This is a genomic window from Microbacterium sp. IO18 (genome assembly GCF_049099505.1).
Taxonomy (GTDB): Bacteria; Actinomycetota; Actinomycetes; order Actinomycetales; family Microbacteriaceae; genus Microbacterium; species Microbacterium aurugineum.
Window position 1 is genome coordinate 1,866,335 of sequence record NZ_JBMJAF010000001.1, and the last position, 16,391, is coordinate 1,882,725.

12 protein-coding genes are annotated in these 16,391 nt (G+C 69.0%); 4 read left to right on the forward strand and 8 right to left on the reverse strand.

Annotation, left to right across the window (positions count from 1 at the left end; genetic code table 11):
- Positions 1–15 precede the first annotated feature (15 nt).
- Together ACLF6J_RS09005 and ACLF6J_RS09010 are read left to right on the forward strand one after the other, a co-directional pair.
- Entirely contained in the window at positions 16–993 is a 978-nt protein-coding gene (locus tag ACLF6J_RS09005; RefSeq protein ID WP_134352836.1) for a carbohydrate ABC transporter permease, read from the forward strand.
- Complete coding sequence (locus ACLF6J_RS09010; RefSeq protein WP_047522959.1) at positions 990–1,910, forward strand: carbohydrate ABC transporter permease; 921 nt, start codon at positions 990–992, stop codon at positions 1,908–1,910. The genes ACLF6J_RS09005 and ACLF6J_RS09010 overlap by 4 nt, the downstream gene beginning before the upstream one ends.
- Positions 1,911–1,915: 5 nt before the next feature.
- Here the strand turns inward: ACLF6J_RS09010 and ACLF6J_RS09015 are convergent, their stop codons facing one another.
- The 4 genes from ACLF6J_RS09015 to ACLF6J_RS09030 form a co-directional block, all read right to left on the reverse strand.
- Positions 1,916–2,314, reverse strand: coding sequence for a type II toxin-antitoxin system VapC family toxin (locus ACLF6J_RS09015; protein ID WP_134352835.1), 399 nt, complete (start codon positions 2,312–2,314; stop codon positions 1,916–1,918).
- Entirely contained in the window at positions 2,311–2,544 is a 234-nt protein-coding gene (locus ACLF6J_RS09020) for a FitA-like ribbon-helix-helix domain-containing protein (RefSeq protein ID WP_134352834.1), read from the reverse strand. The genes ACLF6J_RS09015 and ACLF6J_RS09020 overlap by 4 nt, the downstream gene beginning before the upstream one ends.
- Before the next feature lie 204 nt (positions 2,545–2,748).
- Positions 2,749–7,929 carry an endo-alpha-N-acetylgalactosaminidase family protein gene (locus ACLF6J_RS09025; RefSeq protein WP_134352833.1) on the reverse strand — a complete coding sequence of 1,727 codons (5,181 nt, stop codon included), beginning with the start codon at positions 7,927–7,929 and terminating at the stop codon, positions 2,749–2,751.
- A 239-nt stretch (positions 7,930–8,168) separates the two neighbouring features.
- On the reverse strand, positions 8,169–9,995 hold the full coding sequence (locus ACLF6J_RS09030) for a glycoside hydrolase family 35 protein (protein ID WP_134352832.1): 1,827 nt from the start codon (positions 9,993–9,995) through the stop codon (positions 8,169–8,171).
- A gap of 94 nt (positions 9,996–10,089) precedes the next feature.
- Between ACLF6J_RS09030 and ACLF6J_RS09035 the strand changes: the two genes are divergently transcribed.
- Positions 10,090–11,160: a LacI family DNA-binding transcriptional regulator gene (locus ACLF6J_RS09035; protein WP_134352831.1), complete on the forward strand. Its 1,071-nt coding sequence runs from the start codon at positions 10,090–10,092 to the stop codon at positions 11,158–11,160.
- 186 nt (positions 11,161–11,346) lie between these two features.
- Here ACLF6J_RS09035 and ACLF6J_RS09040 read toward each other — a convergent pair whose 3' ends face one another.
- Genes ACLF6J_RS09040 through purM form a run of 3 tightly spaced genes read right to left on the reverse strand, consistent with a single transcriptional unit; the run spans position 11,347 to position 15,251 of the window.
- Positions 11,347–12,660 carry a CynX/NimT family MFS transporter gene (locus ACLF6J_RS09040; RefSeq protein ID WP_134352830.1) on the reverse strand — a complete coding sequence of 438 codons (1,314 nt, stop codon included), beginning with the start codon at positions 12,658–12,660 and terminating at the stop codon, positions 11,347–11,349.
- Entirely contained in the window at positions 12,657–14,129 is a 1,473-nt protein-coding gene (purF, locus tag ACLF6J_RS09045) for an amidophosphoribosyltransferase (RefSeq protein ID WP_047522956.1), read from the reverse strand. Before purF ends, ACLF6J_RS09040 begins: the two co-directional genes overlap by 4 nt.
- Before the next feature lie 6 nt (positions 14,130–14,135).
- Complete coding sequence (gene purM / locus ACLF6J_RS09050; RefSeq protein ID WP_134352829.1) at positions 14,136–15,251, reverse strand: phosphoribosylformylglycinamidine cyclo-ligase; 1,116 nt, start codon at positions 15,249–15,251, stop codon at positions 14,136–14,138.
- 86 nt (positions 15,252–15,337) lie between these two features.
- Between purM and ACLF6J_RS09055 the strand changes: the two genes are divergently transcribed.
- Positions 15,338–15,943: a zinc-binding alcohol dehydrogenase gene (locus ACLF6J_RS09055; RefSeq protein ID WP_134352828.1), complete on the forward strand. Its 606-nt coding sequence runs from the start codon at positions 15,338–15,340 to the stop codon at positions 15,941–15,943.
- Positions 15,944–15,945: 2 nt separating this feature from the next.
- On the opposite strand, the gene ACLF6J_RS09060 is transcribed toward ACLF6J_RS09055, so the two are convergent.
- Positions 15,946–16,257, reverse strand: coding sequence for a hypothetical protein (locus ACLF6J_RS09060; protein ID WP_047522953.1), 312 nt, complete (start codon positions 16,255–16,257; stop codon positions 15,946–15,948).
- Positions 16,258–16,391 lie beyond the last annotated feature (134 nt).

The window sequence follows — 16,391 nt, forward strand, 5'->3', positions numbered from 1 at the left end:
TCGAGAGGCGACACCATGGTCACAGTGACCGAAACACGAGGCGCGACTTCGGCACCGGCGCCGCGCATCCCCGCGGACCCCACCCGCCGACGGCGGTTCGGGACCCGACGCGAGGGTCTCACGGGATGGCTGTTCATGACGCCGTTCGCCGTGCTCTTCGTGCTGGTCTTCCTGGTGCCGATCATCGTGTCGATCCGGTCGTCGTTCTTCGCACAGGTGCCGGCAGGAGGCGGCCTCTACGGCGGCGGCGAACTCGTCGACACGTTCGTCGGCCTCGAGAACTTCGTCACCGCGGCGACCAACGGCGCCTTCTGGACGGGGATGGGGCGTGTGGTCCTCTACGCCGCCCTGCAGATCCCCGTGATGATCCTGCTGGCACTCGGTCTCGCCCTGCTGCTGGACTCCTTCATCGTGCGCCGCCCCACGCTCTTCCGGCTCTCGTTCTTCCTCCCCTACGCGGTTCCCGGCATCATCGCCGCCATGATGTGGCTCTACCTCTACACACCCGAGGTCTCGCCCTTCCTGCCCTTCCTCCCGGAGGGCACCGACTTCACGGCACCGGGCACGATCCTGTTCTCGATGGCGAACATGACGACCTGGACCTATACGGGCTACAACATGCTGATCTTCCTGTCGGCGCTGCAGGCCGTTCCGCGCGACCTCTACGAAGCGGCTCGTCTCGACGGGGCCTCCGGCTTTCAGATCTCGATGCGCATCAAGGTGCCGCTCGTGCGCGGGGCCGCCCTCCTCGCCGTGCTGCTGTCGATCATCGGCACCATCCAGCTGTTCAACGAGCCGGTCGTGCTGCAGGCCGCGAACTCGTGGATGGGCAAGGACTTCACACCGATGATGCTCACCTACAACACGATGATGGGCGAGATCTCGCCGTCCGGCAGCGGTCCGGCCTCCGCCTACTCCCTGCTCATGGCTCTGATCGCGGGTGTGCTCGCGATCGTGTACGCGCTGCTCCAGCGCCGGAAGGGCGACGCATGACCACCACGCGCCTCCTCACCACCGCGACGTCATCACGACGACGCCCCCGCCGGCCGCGCGACGCGGATGCACCACCGCCGTCGATCGCTCCCACCCCCGTCGCACGCGCATTCGGCATCACCGCCCTCGTCGTCGCGACGCTGTACTTCCTCGTCCCGGTGTACTGGCTCATCGTCGCGTCGACGAAGAACAACACCGACCTCACCTCGACCTTCGGCTTCTGGTTCGCCGACGGCAACCTCGCCGCCAACTACAGCAGCCTGATGGACTGGACCCAGGGCCTGTTCTGGCGCTGGGTCGGCAACTCGATGCTGTACTCCGTGAGCGCCGGCGTCATCGGCACACTGTTCGCCGTGATGGCCGGATACGCGATCGCGAAGTTCGCGTTCCCCGGCAAACGCCTCGCCGTCGGGGTCATCATGGCCGGGCTCCTGCTGCCGGTCGCGCTGCTGACCGTGCCGCTGTACATCGAGTTCCAGGCCCTCGGACTGACCAACACCGTCTGGGCGATCATCATCCCCTCGGCGGTGTCGCCGTTCGGTGTCTTCCTCGGCATGGTCTACGCGCAGTCGTCGGTGCCGACCGAACTGCTGGAGGCCGCCCGCATCGACGGCGCCGGAGAGGCCCGCATCTTCTTCACGATCGTGATGCGCCTGCTGGGGCCCGCGATGGTGACGATCTTCCTGTTCATCTTCGTGGCCACGTGGAACAACTTCCTGCTGCCACTGATGATGATCTCCAGCCAGGATCTGAAGCCCGTGACGCTCGGCCTGTACGGCATGGTGAGCTACTTCGCCCCCGACAAGGGGGCCGTCATGCTCGGCGCCCTGCTCGGTGTCATCCCGCTCGTGCTGCTGTTCTTCGCCCTGCAGAAGTACTGGCGTTCCGGGCTCGCCGCCGGCGCCGTGAAGGGCTGATCCGGTCAGTCGGACGTGACAGGCACCTCGACGGTGCAGTGACCGGAGGCTGCGCGCGCCAGCCTCCGGTCATGCGTGAGCAGCGTGCACCCGAACACGCTCGCGAGCGCGACATAGGCCGCGTCATAGGCCGTCACGTTCCGGCGCAGCGCCAGCACGTGCGGGATGAGCGGCAGCGTGGGGTGCAGCTCGACGCGGAGCCGCGTGAGGTCGACGGCCGCAGCCTCGAGCGCGGCATCGGTGAGTACGCCTCCGCGGTTCAATCCGCGCAGCGCGGACGCGACCTCGACAGGCAGCAGATCGGGCGCGAGCAGCGCTTCCTCGGTAAGGCGTCGGTGAAGCGCAGAGCTCGAACCGACGTTGCAGAGGAGGTCGACCACGACGGAGGCATCGACCACGATCATCGATCTGCTCGCCCCTCCCGGATCGCCGCGACGATCGCCTCCGGCGCGATTCTCTGCGAGACGGGTCGCTCCGCGAGAGCGGCCAGGAGTTCCGGCACAGTGGGGCGGGACGCGATGAGCGCCAGCTCAGAAGTCAGGTACTGCTGCAGTGATTGCCCGCGTGACTCCGCGCGTGCAGCGAGGACCGAGTGGATGGTCGGGTCGAGGTCACGGATCAGCACGTTGGGCATGCTTACAGTATGCATGCGGTCCTCTCGTTCGGCGAGGGGACCAGCCTGATCCCCAGGGTGCGCTCGCCGCGCGGCGCCAGAGGGCGGCGGCCGGGGAATCGGCAAAACCCGATATCGTCCGCCGGTGTGCAGGACGCTTCTTCGTACACACAGACGACCGGCCCGGAGGGATTCCTCCGGGCCGGTCGTCTGTGTGCGGGGCGGTCAGCTGTGGCGGCGTCTCCGCAGCCACAGGGCCAGACCCAGGCCGATCGCCGCGAGGGCCGCGAACGCCGCGCCCGCCCAGATCGCCCCCTCCGCACCGGTGGAGGCGAGGTCACCGCCGCTCCCGGCCGCCGCGGTCACCGCGAGGTCACCCCGCGCCAGCTCGACGCCCTGCGCATCCGTCGCGACGAGCGCATGCGCGCCGGCCGGCGTCGCCGCGGGGATCGTGACGGTGGCGACGGCATCACCGTCGGCCGAGATCGTCACCTCACCGATGCGGACCGGCTCGGAATGCAGCCACAGCTGCACCAGCGCGTCGGGATCGAATCCGCTCAACTGCACGGTCAGGCTGGCGCCGGCGACGACCGATCCGATGGCTGCGGCGATGGTCGCCTTCTTCCCCGGCTTCGCCTTCTTGACCTTCAACGGAGCGCTGGCGAGCTCCGCGCCGGCCGCATCCTGCACGATCACCCGGTGCGTGCCCACCGAGGCGTTCGTCGGGATCAGCAGTCGCGTCGTCAGCGCGCCCTCCGCATCGACCGTGGCACCGGTCAGCCGGGCGTCGTCGAGCCAGACCGACACGGTGGACTCCGGAGCGAAGCCCGTGAGCGCGATGCCCACCGTCTCTCCCGCCCGCACCGAGTCGGCGTCGAGACCGAGCTTCGGGTCGATCACCGGGTTGCAGCCGCTCAGATCGTCGTCCGGCCGCGTCGCGGGAGCATGACCGCTCTGCGGGGTCGGCGAACCGTACACGGCCATCTCGGCGACGGCCGCGAACTGCGTGCCCGAGATGGACGACGTGGCGGTCACACGGATGTAGCGCGCCGTGGTCTCCGCGAAGTCCACGTCCTGCCACTCGGCGACGTTCTGCCACTCGCCCGAGACGACGGGCGTGTACGTCTGTCCGTCGGTCGACACCGCGACCTCGTAGCCCTTGATCGGACCGTTCTGGTTGGCGCCGCGGCGCAGGTACGAGATGCCGTCGACCTGCTCGGCGGCGCCCAGGTCGAAGGTCAGCACGTGCGGGTACGACGTCGCCGCCGAACTCCACCGACTGTGCCAGAACGTGCCCGCGTTCCCGTCGAGCATGTTCACGGCCGCACCGTTCTCCCCGGACGTCTCCTCGGAGCTCGCCGTCACGGAGATCTGCGCGTTGGGGATGCGAGCCCGTGAGGACACCGACACCTCCTGCGTCGTCACGACCGTGCGCACATCGCAGTCCGCGAGATACGTCGCCGCGATCCCGATGCCGACCGTCGTGCCCGCGGCCTCCGCCGGCGCGGTGACCAGCCACGTGGTGTCCACGCTGTCCCCGGGCTCGACCTTCTCGAACAGGTTCGACGAGTCGTCGGCGACCTCGACCGCGTACCCCTCCGGCACCTCGAGCTGCACGCCGATGTTCTCGACGACGAGGGACTCGCTGTTGGTGAAGGTGGTCGTGAACGCGGTCTGCGCGCCGGGGCTCAGGACGCCCGCCTCCGCAGACACCGTCGCACACGGGGTGCCGCCGGTCGTCGGGCCGAGGTCTGTGACCGTGAAGTCGTCCAGCACGAAGTCCACGTCCGGTCCCCCGACGCGTTCGAGTCCGACCCAGGTGTAGTCGCCGCATCCGACGATCACATCCTGCGAGAACTCCGCCGTCTCCAACGCCTGCGCGATCCCGGTGCGACTGAGCGTGGTCGAGGTGACCGTGCCGCCCGCCACCGCATCCGTGCCGGTGAGCCAGCGGTATGCGCCGCTCGCGCCGACCTGGTAGTCGAATCCGATCCGGTACGAGTGCCCCGCCTGCAGCGGAACGAGTGTCGGATCGGTGCGATAGACGACCCCGCTGTTCTCGGAGTGCGACATGAGCGAGTGGTCGCCGGTCAGCGTCGTATCCACCGCGAGCCCCGCGAGCGCGCCCGCGTCGAACGGCTTGGCGGTGTTGCGCCACTCGCTGCTCGTGTACGGATCGTGTCGGCGCGAGATGCTCGTGCGCGGGTCGTCGATGCCGTTGGCGTTCCCCTTCACGAACGGGCCCCACCCGGCCTCGTTGCCCTCGAAGTCGTTCGAGTACACCGTGCCGGCCGCGAACGGTGCGGTCGTGTCGCGCGAGACGCGGGCGTTGTCGATCCGGACCTTCGCGTCACCCGCGACGGCACCGACGGACACGGTGACCTCACCGGACGCCGGGGCCAGGAACGACGTCGACCCACGCTGGTAGTACTGACCCGCCTTGGAGTCGGCGCGCATGTAGTTGTACGTCGGAGAGAGGTTCCAGGTGCGGGTCACAGCACCGGAACCGGTGTCGACCGAGACGCTCACGTCGCGGGTCGCAGTCGGATCGATCTGCACCTGCGCCGAGAACGCGTACCGCTGTCCGGGGGTGAGCCCGGTCACGGTCTGCGAGATCGACGAGGCGGCCGCACCGAGCACGGCGACGTTGTCACCCCGGGACTCGTTCTTCGCGCTGCCGAGGTCGGTGCGCTCGATCGACACATCGCCCTGGGGATTCCAGACGTCGAGCGAACCGGAGTTGAACCCCGGGTCGTCGAGACCGGCGTCGTGGTACTCGACCGCCGCGCGCAGGGCACCACCCTGCGGCACCACGACGTAGGCCGTGCCTTCGTCTCCGCTGAGCGTGAGCTCGCCGCCTGCCGCATTCACGGTGCCGACCTTGACGCGCCCCTGGTCTCCCAGCTCGAACACGTCGAAGGCGGTGTTGCCGCGGAACGCCTCGGTGAGCCCGAACGTCTCCTCGCCTCCGGACGCCGAATAGAAGTACATCTTGTCGGCGTCGACCGGGGAACCGGCCTCCTCGTTGGAGGTCAGCGACTGCCAGGGGAGCAGGTAGGAGTCACCCCGCAGCACCGTGGCGCCGTCCATCGTGATGACCCGGGTACTGCCGTCGATGCGGACGGCGACGTCGTCGGTCAGCGTCGCCTCGGCACCTGCCTCGTACGTGAGCAGGTCGAAGTGCTGGAGGAACTTGGTCGGCAGGCTCTGGGTCCAGATGTTGTCGACGAAGCCGTCCCAGTTGCGGTTGCCGACCCAGCCCTCGGCGTCGACGAGTCGCTGCTGTCCGAGGAGCGCATCGTCGTTCCAGACGTCGGCCTGTCCGTTCTGGATGAAGCGCACCATCGTGGAGTTGATGCCCTTGTTCGTCACCCCGCCGTAGCTGAGGTCGTTCGGCCAGTGCGACCAGACCGTGCTGTCGACGAACTTGTCACCCCACTCGGTGGCGACCTCGAGGTCCATGCTGTTGAGCTCGTCTGCGAGCTCTTCGGCGACCCACCCGTTCGAGTAGTACACGTCGATGTAGACGCCGCTGAGACCGGGAACCTCGTCCCGCAGCTGCTGGAAGCGGTCGAGCACCCGTCCGGTACCGAGGTCGGTCTGCTGGTTGATGTAGTACGACTGGTCGAGCCAGTTCCAGCCCGGCTTGTACGGGGCGGCACCGTCGAGGATCGCGGAGTCGAAGGCGTTCGCCTGCGGATAGATCTCGGTGGCGTTGACGTGCACGCTCATGTCGGCGTTGAGCTTCGCGCCCTCGTCGACGAGGGTGTTCAGGTCGGAGAGGCCGCCCGCCCGCTCGTTGTAGTTTCCGCCGTAGTCGGTGTTCGCCGAGTCATGGCCTTCACTGCCGTAGCCCTTGTTGAGCACCCACTGGCCGAGACCGTCGGTCTGGTTCGCGATGCGCTTGGTGTTGTCGAGGACCAGGTCGAAGTAGTTCGTCGCACTGGAGGCGAAATTGAAGGGGATGCGACTGACCACGCGCTCGGCGACCCGATCGGCGCCGAGACGAGGGGTGTCGACCTCGCGGTAGCGGATCGCGCCGTCCTGCCAGTCGACCTTCGCGTCGCCGTTGCGGTCCGCCGCGAGGAGGATCGTGACCTTCGGAAGGGCGTAGGTGGTCACCCGGTTGTCCACCGCCGTGGTCGGGTGGATCAGCCAGGCGCTGGAACCGATCTCGGCCGTGCGCCCCGCCGCCTCGGTGATGCGTGTGGTCAGGCGCGTGTTCCACGACGCCGTGCCGCCGGAGGCCTGGGTCGTCGCGTTGGTGATCACGCTGCCGATGAGCGCGCCGTTGCCGAGGAAGGCGAAGGCCGCCCCCTTCTGGCCGGTCGCCGTCGAAGCGCTCACCGCGATGTGCTCGTCGGCGTTCTTGGTGCTGTCCGGGCTGATCACCGTGCGATCGAGCACCGACCCGGCATCCGCGGCTGTCGCGGAGAGGAAGGCGTTGTCCGGAAGCCCCAGAGTGGTCACGGCTGCCGTCCCCTCGACCGCGGTGACCTCGAAGCCGACGGTTCCGTCCTCCGCGACGCGGATGCTGCTGCGCACGGTGACGTCGATGCCCGTCAGTGTCGACACATAGTCGATCCCGGTGGCCGACGGCGTCGACGTGGTCTCCGACGCGTAGGTCGTGCCGTTCACCGACCAGGTCTTGGCCGAGGTGCGCTGGCCGGCGATGCTCTCACTCCCCACGCGATACTGCGTGATGCGAGGGAACTCGGTCGAGACGACCGCCGTGGTGCCGCCGGCGGCGATCTCGACGGTCTCATCCGTGTCCGGCTCCTCCGGCTCGGTGACGATCGGGGGCAGCTCCTCGTCGGAGAGCACCTCGATCTCGCCGGCCCCGCCGCCGGTGGTTCCCTGCGCGTCGATCACGAGCAGGGCCACGTAGCGGCCGTCCTTGGCGGCGTCCAGCGTGATGCGCTGCTTCTCGTCGTCCGCGGCCGGAGCGTGCAGCACCGCCGTGCCCGCGGCCGCACCCCATCCGCCGTCGGCCGGCGAGTTGCGGGCGACATCGGGATCGTCCGTCACGTAGACCTCGACCATCTTCGCAGCCACGGCCTGGCCCCGCTTGACCGAGTAGTCGAGGGCCTTCACCGAGAGGGAGCGCTGCAGATCGATGACGATCCAGTGCGGGAACGGCGCGTTCGCGGTGTAGCGCGAGGTCCACTGCGTCGCGAAATCGCCGTCGAAGGCGCCGAGAGCGGTGCCGTCGAGCGAGGGCGGCGCCGGGTACGGGTCCGATTCACTCGACACCGCGTGCAGGCGGTAGTCGGCTTTCGGGACCGGGATCAGCTCGGCGGCCTGCGCGGCCGGCGCCTGGGTGAGCACACCGCCGAAGGCGAGTGCCGTCGCCAGCAGCGAGCTGAGGGCGACGGTAGCGCGGGGCGGTCGGGAAGGTTTCGACACGTCTTGCCTCTCGGTCGAGCGGCGGCCGGGAGCACAGACGCCCCGGTGCGCCGCAGATGATCATCGACGACCCTCATCGATGTTTGCGCTATCACACTAGACTCGTGGATGCCTTAATATCAAGCATCAAGCGAGCAGAAGCGCAAACATTGGCGAGAAGTGCCGTGCACAGATGAGAAGAACAGACGAGAAGAGCCGCCCCACACCCTCGGTGCAGGACGGCTCTCGTGGTGTCCGGATCAGGAGCCGATGAACTCCTCGGTCTCCCCGAACGACGGTTCTTCGCGGATCTCAACGGTCACCCCGAGGACATCGGTGTCGAGCACGACGATCTCGTTGCGGCCGGCCTTCCACAGCGGCGCCGGCGCGTAGAGCGTCTCCTGCGGACCGACCTTCCAGTACCTGCCGAGGAGGAAGCCGTTCAGCCAGACCATCCCCTTCGCACCGCCGGGGAAGGCGAGCCAGGCATCGAGCGGCTCGGCGACGTCGAGGGAGGCGACGGCGACACCATCCGTTGCGTCGGTCGCGTCGGTCGCGTCGGTGGGGAGAGCCGGCGCCTCCTGGGGAACCAGGCGATGCGTCCAGCCGTTCACGAGCCGACGGCCGATCATCACGCCGCGCATGATGCCCTTGCCCTCGCCCGTGTACGGCCCGTAGTTGATCCGTCCGAGGCTCTCGACGAGGATCGTGAGTCGTCCCATCCCCCCGTCGGCGGGCAGAGCGAGAGAGGTCTCACCGTCGCGCTCCAGCACGCCGAGACGCCGCTCGTCGAGGAACACCACGGCACGGTCGTGCAGTCCGTCGACCGTGAGCGTCGCATCGGCGGGGAAGGACACGTCCGCCTCATACGCGACGAGGCCGTCTTCCGCACCGAGCTCCTCGAACGTACGCGGTCGCGGCGAGACGTCACCGGCCACGGGGAGCGAAGCGATCAGCCCCCGCAGGGATGCGCGCGGCGCGAGCGGCGTGGTCGCCGCGCTCTGCCGCCGCGGCGCACCGGGAACCGGGGGGAGATCACTCGCGTGGAACGGCGCGAACAGCGCACGGAGCGCGTGGAACTTCTCAGTGAGCGTGCCATCTTCGCCGATCGGTGCGTCCGAGTCGTAGCTGGTGACGGTCGGCTGCAGGACCTGGTCATGGTTGGCCCCGTTCCAGAGGCCGAAGTTGGTGCCACCGTGCGCCATGTACAGGCTCACCGATCCGCCGGCGGTCAGCAGCTCCTCGATCGTGCCCCCGGCGCTCGCGGCGGACCGCACATGGTGCCGCTCCCCCCAGTGGTCGAACCAGCCACCCCACAGCTCGCTGCACATGAGCGCATCACCCTCGCGGCGCAGTTCCACGGCCCTCGCCACCCCGGTGCCGAACGTGAAGGTCGCCAGGGCCCCGGCGACGCTGCCGTGCTCGATCATGTCGCCCGTGATGCCGTCGGCGGTGGTGAGCATCTCGACCATCCCGCGGCGGCGGAGCCCGTCCCGCAGGTGTGCGAGGTAGTCGGCGTCACTGCCGAACGACCCGTACTCGTTCTCGATCTGGATCGCGACGATCGGCCCGCCGTGCGAGGCCTGGAGCGGAACGAGCCGGGGGATCAACCGGTCGTACCAGGCGTCCACCGCGGCGAGGAAGCCGACATCGCTGGTGCGCAGCGCCGCGACGCGCCCGGACAACCAGGACGGGATGCCGCCGTTGGACCACTCGGCGCAGATGTAAGGGCTGGGGCGGAGGAAGACATCCAGACCCACTTCTCCGGCCAGGCGGATGAAGCGCTCGATGTCACGCCATCCGTCGAAGCGGACGTCGCCCTCGACGCGCTCATGGAAGTTCCACGCGACATAGGTGTCGACCGTGTTCGCGCCCATCGCCGCGAGTCGGCGGAGACGGTCCTCCCACAGGTCGGGATGCACCCGGAAGTAGTGGATCGAGCCCGCGAGGATGCGGTGCGTGACACCGTCGCGGAGGATCTCCCCGTCGCGCCAGGACAGGGTGGGCGCGCCGATCGGCGTCGCGGTGGCCGAGGCGTCGACGGCAACGGAAGAGCCGTCGAGAGCCGAGGCGAGAAGGTCAGGCATAGCGCTCCAAGTACGAGTGTTTGCGTTCACATTATCGCATCGCCCGACTCGCCGCCTCCTGGATTTACGCCGATTGATCGCTACCATTGAGCACATGTCCCCTCGCCGCCCGAGAGACGACCGCGCCCCGAGCCAGGTCGATGTCGCCCAGCTCGCCGGAGTCTCCACGCAGACCGTCTCCCGCGTCATGTCCGGGCAGGACAACGTGCGCCCCGACACCGCCCGCCGCGTGCTGGCGGCAGTCGAGGAGCTCGGCTACCGCGTGCACGCCGCCGCCGCCTCGCTCGCCTCCGGTCGCACCCGCGTGTTGGGCGTGATCGTGGTCTCGACGGACCGGTACTCGTCGGCGGCGCTCGGCGTCGGCATCCAGCAGGCGGCCGCGGCCAACGGATACACCGTGTCGACGGCGGCCGTCGCGGACCATGCCTCGGCCGAAGCGTTCCTGGAGGCCTTCGACCGACTGGAGCGTCAGGGTGCGGAAGGCATCATCCTCGGTGTCCCGGTCGAACTCGAGAGTCCGGCGATGCGGACGCGCACCGAGCGCACGCCCGCGACCCGCAGCGAACGCACCTCCCTGGACGAGGACGCCCCCCTCGCGGTCGACCAGCGCGCCATCGCCCGCCTCGCCGTCGAGCACCTCCTCGACCTCGGGCACGAGACCGTGTGGCACGTCTCGGGCGACGACTACTGGACCGAGACCCAGCAGCGCAGCGAGGCCTGGGAGCAGACGCTCCGCGATCGGGGCATCGTGCCGCCGCCGTTGATCCCCGCCGACTGGACACCCGAATCCGGCTACCGCGCCGGGCGCACGATCGCGGCCATCCCGGAGGCTACCGCGGTCTTCGTCAGCAGTGACGAGATGGCGTTCGGTCTGATCCGCGCCCTGCACGAGGCCGGTCGCAGTGTGCCGGAGGACGTCTCGGTGGTCAGCGTCGACGACATCGCTCTCGCCGCGTACGCCTCCCCCGCGCTCACGACCGTCCGCCAGCCCTTCGAGGCGATGGGCCGTGCGGCCGCTCTCCGGGTCATCGCACAGATCGAGGGACATGAGGCGGTCGGCGAGATGCCCTCCACCGAGCCGCAGCTCATCGTGCGCTCGTCGACGGCCCCGCCCCACTCGGCGCGCCAGGCGCACGAGGCGCGCGAGGCGCACGAGGCGAGCTAGGCAAGCTCGGCGCGCGTTCCAGGGCCGCAGCCTGTTCCAGCCCCGCACAACCTGAAGGAGATCTCACGGAACGAAGGAGCGTACTGAATAAAGCCTCCTTCGTTCCGTGAGATCTCCTTCGAAACGTGTGCCAGCATCCACCGCAGCCACCGCCACCGCCACCGCGCAGCCGCCGGCTCCGCACGCTCACCAGCGGCCGTGCCGGCGCTCCCACTCGTCCTCGACGGTGCGGCGACGCCCTGCGACGACGCCCGCGGGGATCACGACGACGAGCACACCTGCGATGACGAGGAGCGGGATCTGCCAGCCGTCGGTCGTCTCGTGGAGCAGCCCGATCAGCAGCGGGAACACCGCGGCGATCGCGTAGCCGATGCTCTGCACGAACCCGCTCAACGCGACGGCGCTCTCCGGCGTACGGGCACGGATGCTGAGCAGGACCAGGCTCAGCGGGAACATGATGGCCGTGAGACCGAAGATGCTCACCCACAGCGGCAGGGCCACGGTCGGGATGAGCAGGAGGCCGGCGAGCCCGACCAGTCCTCCGGCGACGGCCACGAAGAAGAGGGGACGTGTCGCCTGGAACCGGACCACCAGGATCGGCACCAGCAGTGAACAGGGCAGACCGATCAGCGCGAACAGCGACAACAGGAAGCCCGCCGTCGCCGGGCTGACCCCGCCGATGTCGACGAGCATGGTCGGCATCCACGCGAACGAGACGTACGCCATGGTGGAAGATGCCCCGAACACGAGCGCGAGTGCCCAGGCGAGCGGCAGTCGCCACAGGCGGGCGAAGTGCCTGCGGTTCGCCGGAGTGGTCGAGATCGGACCGGTCGCGACGGCCACCGCATCCTGCACGTCGTTGACGCCGTCCGTGGGATCGGGGACGAGGAGCTCCGTCTTCATCGGCGCGTCCGGGCGAGCCCGATTCCCCAGCAGCAGCGCGACCCAGGGCACCAGCGCGATTCCGGCGACGATGCCCCACATGCCGAGCGACACCCGCCACCCGAGCGAATCGGCGACCGGAACCGCGACGAGCGGCGGCAGGAAGGTCGACACCGCCATCGTGGTCGAGTAGATCGTCATCATGATCCCGAGGCGGTCGGGGAAGTACTTCTTCACCAGCGGGGGAAGCAGCACGTTGCCCGAACCGACCCCCGCGAACACGACCGCGGTCGCCGCGAGCAAGGTGGTGGAGTCGATGGCGAGACCGCGCAGCAGGAGCCCCAGAGCCATCAGAGTGATCGCGGCGACCGCCATCCGCTCCAGGCCGAAGCGCCGCTCGAACAACGGCGTGAGCAGCCCGAAGATGGCGAAGCAGACCGGAGGGGCGGCGCCGATCAGCCCGATGATCACCGGCGAGACGGGAAAGTCCTCGGCGACATGGTCGATCACCGGAGACAGGGAGGCGACCGCCGAGCGCAGCGAGAACGCCACCAGGACGATCCCCACGAGTGCGAGAGCCCGACCCTGCCACAGCGGTCGAGCGCCCGGCATCGTCATGAGGTCTGCGACCCCTCCACCCAGGCCAGGTATTCGTCGGAGACCGTGCCGGTCACGTACCGGCCGTCGAAGCAGCTCAGGTCGAGATCCGTGAGGGCCGACCCTTCGATGATCGCCGCCTTGAGGTCGTCGACCTCCTGGTACACGAGGTGATCGCAACCGAGTTCCTCGGCGATCTCGGGGATCGTCCGCCCGTGGGCGATGAGCTCGTGGCGTGAGGGCATGTTGATGCCGTACACGTGCGGGTGCCGCACGGGAGGCGCCGCGGAGGCGAAGGTGACCGAGGCGGCACCGGCATCCCGCGCCATCTGGATGATCTCCTTGGACGTGGTCCCGCGCACGATCGAGTCGTCGATCAGCAGCACGTTCTTGCCCTGGAACTCGGTGGACATGGCGTTGAGCTTCTGACGCACGCTCTTCTTGCGCACCGCCTGCCCGGGCATGATGAAGGTCCGGCCGACGTAGCGGTTCTTGTAGAAGCCCTCGCGGTACTCGATGCCGAGCTTGCGGGCGACCTCCATCGCGGCGGGACGAGAGGAGTCGGGGATCGGCATGACCACGTCGATCTTGTCCATCGGCACGTGCTTGGCGATGGTGTCGGCCAGACGGTCGCCCATGCGCAGGCGCGACTCGTACACCGAGATGCCGTTCATGACCGAGTCGGGGCGCGCGAGGTAGACGTACTCGAAGGCGCACGGCGCGAGCGTCGCGGCCGGGGCGCACTGCTTCGAGAACAGCTCCCCGTCATTGGTGATGAAGACCGCCTCACCGGGCTCGACCTCACGGACGACGTCGTAGTCGCCGTTCTCGAGCACGAGCGACTCGCTCGCGACGACCCACTCATCCTTGCCCTCGGCGCCGGGGACCGTCGAGGGGCGACGACCGAGGATCAGCGGGCGGATGCCGAACGGATCGCGGAAGGCGAGCAGACCGTAGCCGGCGATCACGGCGATCACGGCGTACGCGCCCTCGATCCGCTCGTGCGTGCGGGCGACGGCTTCGAAGACGCGCTCGGGGTCGAGGTCGACGGCCGAGGTCGTGTTCTGCAGTTCGCCGGCGAGCACATTGAGCAGCAGTTCGGTGTCGCTGGACGAGTTCAGGTGGCGGCGGTCGCGCTTGGCCATGTCGGCCGTGAGCTCGCGGGTGTTGGTGAGGTTGCCGTTGTGGATGAGGATGATGCCGTACGGCGCGTTCACGTAGAACGGCTGCATCTCCTCTTCATTCGAAGCCGTGCCCTTGGTCGCGTAGCGCACGTGGCCGAGGCCCACGTTGCCGAGCAGCGCGCGCATGTCGCGGGTGCGGAACGCCTCACGGACCATGCCCTGCGCCTTGGCGTTGTGCATCACGCCGTTCGCCTCGGCGGTGGCGATGCCCGTCGCATCCTGGCCGCGGTGCTGCAGCAGCAGGAGTGCGTCGTAGATGTCCTGATTGACCGGGGCAGAGCCCACCATTCCGACGATGCCGCACATGGGCTCTTACTTCGCTCCGTCCGCGTAGGCGCCGACCAGGCGCACCGCTCCACCGTCGACGCCCTTGGCGCCCTGTTCGAATTCACCGGCCGGACGCGGCCCGAAGCCCACGGTCCCGACCTGCCACGAGGGCATGCCCTCGGCGTTCAGCGCCGCGATCGCGGCATCCTTCTTCTCCGCGGCGACCACGGCGAGGAAGCCGATGCCGAGGTTCCAGGTTCCCTCTGCCGACTCCAGCGTGGATCCGGCGATGTCACTGAGCACGCGGAAGACGGGGCTCGGCGACCAGCTGCTGCGGTCGACCTCCACCCAGCTGCCCTGCGGGAGCACACGGGCGAGGTTCGCCGCGATGCCGCCGCCGGTGACGTGGCTGAGAGAGTGGACTCCGCCGCCCAGCTGCTCGATCAGACGCAGAAGGGGAAGCGTGTAGAGGCGGGTCGGCTCGAGGAGCGCCTCGCCCCAGGTGGTGCCGAAGTCGGCGGCGTTGTCGCCGTACCCGATCCCCGCGCGGGTCACGATGTGGCGCACGAGGGAGTAGCCGTTGGAGTGCAGTCCGCTGGAGGCGACGGCGATCACCGCATCGCCGTCCTGCACGAGCTCAGCCCCGAGGATCGCATCGGCCTCGACCACACCGGTCGCCGCACCCGCCACGTCGTAGTCGCGGGGCCCGAGAAGCCCAGGGTGCTCTGCGGTCTCGCCGCCGACGAGTGCCGTGCCGGTGGCCGAGCATGCCTCGGCGATACCCCGGACGATGTCGGCGATACGCTCCGGGACGACCTTGCCGCACGCGATGTAGTCGGTCATGAAGAGGGGCTTCGCGCCCACCACGACGATGTCATCGACGACCATCCCGACCAGGTCCTGGCCGATCGTGTCGTGCTTGTCGATCGCCTGCGCGATCGCGACCTTCGTGCCGACGCCGTCGGTACTGGTCGCGAGCAGGGGGCGACGGAAATCGCGCAGCGCGCTGGCATCGAACAGTCCGGCGAATCCGCCGACACCGCCGAGCACTTCGGGGCCGTGCGTCGCGCGCACGGACGACTTCATCAGCTCGACGGCGAGATCACCTGCAGCGGTGTCGACGCCGGCTTCGGAATAGGGATTGGTGGGGGAGGCAGCCACGCTTCCAGCCTACCGCCCGCGAGGGGTTCGACTCTCCGCCAGGATCACTCTCGGATCCGGGCCCTCGACCCGCCTACGATGGGGCCATGGCCGACAAGCCGCAGTGGCTCATCCGCGAAGACGCGAGCGTTCCGGTGCTCGTCGCGCTCGCATTGCGGCAGAGCCTCGGGATCCGCGAGCCGGAGGGCCTCCCGACGCTCCGCGAGCTCGCCGTCCGCGCGCCGGATGCGGTCGACGCCTCCCCCGCGGTCGAGGCGCAATGGCGCGAGTACTGGGACATGACGGTCGAGCCGCGCGCGCACCCCTCCGAGGTGCCGCTCGAGCTCATCGACGGATTCGACACCCTGGTCGCGCTGCCGGCCTCGGGCGCCGAAGAGCTGACCGCCGCGATCGCTCCGCAGGCGGAGTCCGCACTCCGCTACGCGCGCGCCGCGCACGACCGATATGTGAGCTCGATGAAGAGCCACACCGGCGGCGATGCCTACCGCGCCTATGCGAGCGCGATCGCGGAGTTCGAGCGCGAGGTCGGGCGTCGGGCGCACTCGTTCGAGCTCAATGTGCAGGTGCTGCCGTTCTCGCAGCGCGGCATCTGGTGGATCGGAGCGCTCACCGTCGCGGTGACCGACGGCCTGCGTCGCGACGTCGTGGCGTTCGACGCCGCCATCCGTCCGGTGATCGCCGAGCTGGCGTAGCCTCAGTCGTCGACGACGGTCTCGTGGTCGACCCGCACGACGCGGTCGTGTCGGCGGGCCACGCGCTCCAGGATGAGGGCGACGACTCCGCCCAGCGCGATGCCGATCGGCACCGTCCACAGCAGGAGGAAGCCGAAGACCTGTCCGGGCGGATAGACGACGTCGAGCGCCTGCGAAGGCTCGAAGCTGCCCGCCCAGGTGAGGATGCCGGCGGCGATGATGCCGACCACGACGCCGATGCCCATGAACACGCCGTACCGCGGCACGCGGCGCACGGTCGCTTCGACGGTCTGGTGGGAATCGGTGGGGGCCATGACTCCATTGTCCCACCGTCTACGGATGCCGGGAACCGGGGTTCACGGCCCTCGGTCTGGTGCGCATCGGTCGGACGATTGCACGGATGCAGGAGCCGGCCCACCGATTTCCTCCTGCATCCGTGCGATCCTCC

Coding starts and splice junctions, on each gene's coding strand:
- ACLF6J_RS09005 (WP_134352836.1), top strand. CDS start 16: ATGGTCACAGTGACCGAAACACGAGGCGCGACTTCGGCACCGGCGCCG.
- ACLF6J_RS09010 (WP_047522959.1), top strand. CDS start 990: ATGACCACCACGCGCCTCCTCACCACCGCGACGTCATCACGACGACGC.
- ACLF6J_RS09015 (WP_134352835.1), bottom strand. CDS start 2,314: ATGATCGTGGTCGATGCCTCCGTCGTGGTCGACCTCCTCTGCAACGTC.
- ACLF6J_RS09020 (WP_134352834.1), bottom strand. CDS start 2,544: ATGCCCAACGTGCTGATCCGTGACCTCGACCCGACCATCCACTCGGTC.
- ACLF6J_RS09030 (WP_134352832.1), bottom strand. CDS start 9,995: ATGCCTGACCTTCTCGCCTCGGCTCTCGACGGCTCTTCCGTTGCCGTC.
- ACLF6J_RS09035 (WP_134352831.1), top strand. CDS start 10,090: ATGTCCCCTCGCCGCCCGAGAGACGACCGCGCCCCGAGCCAGGTCGAT.
- ACLF6J_RS09040 (WP_134352830.1), bottom strand. CDS start 12,660: ATGACGATGCCGGGCGCTCGACCGCTGTGGCAGGGTCGGGCTCTCGCA.
- purF (WP_047522956.1), bottom strand. CDS start 14,129: ATGTGCGGCATCGTCGGAATGGTGGGCTCTGCCCCGGTCAATCAGGAC.
- ACLF6J_RS09055 (WP_134352828.1), top strand. CDS start 15,338: ATGGCCGACAAGCCGCAGTGGCTCATCCGCGAAGACGCGAGCGTTCCG.
- ACLF6J_RS09060 (WP_047522953.1), bottom strand. CDS start 16,257: ATGGCCCCCACCGATTCCCACCAGACCGTCGAAGCGACCGTGCGCCGC.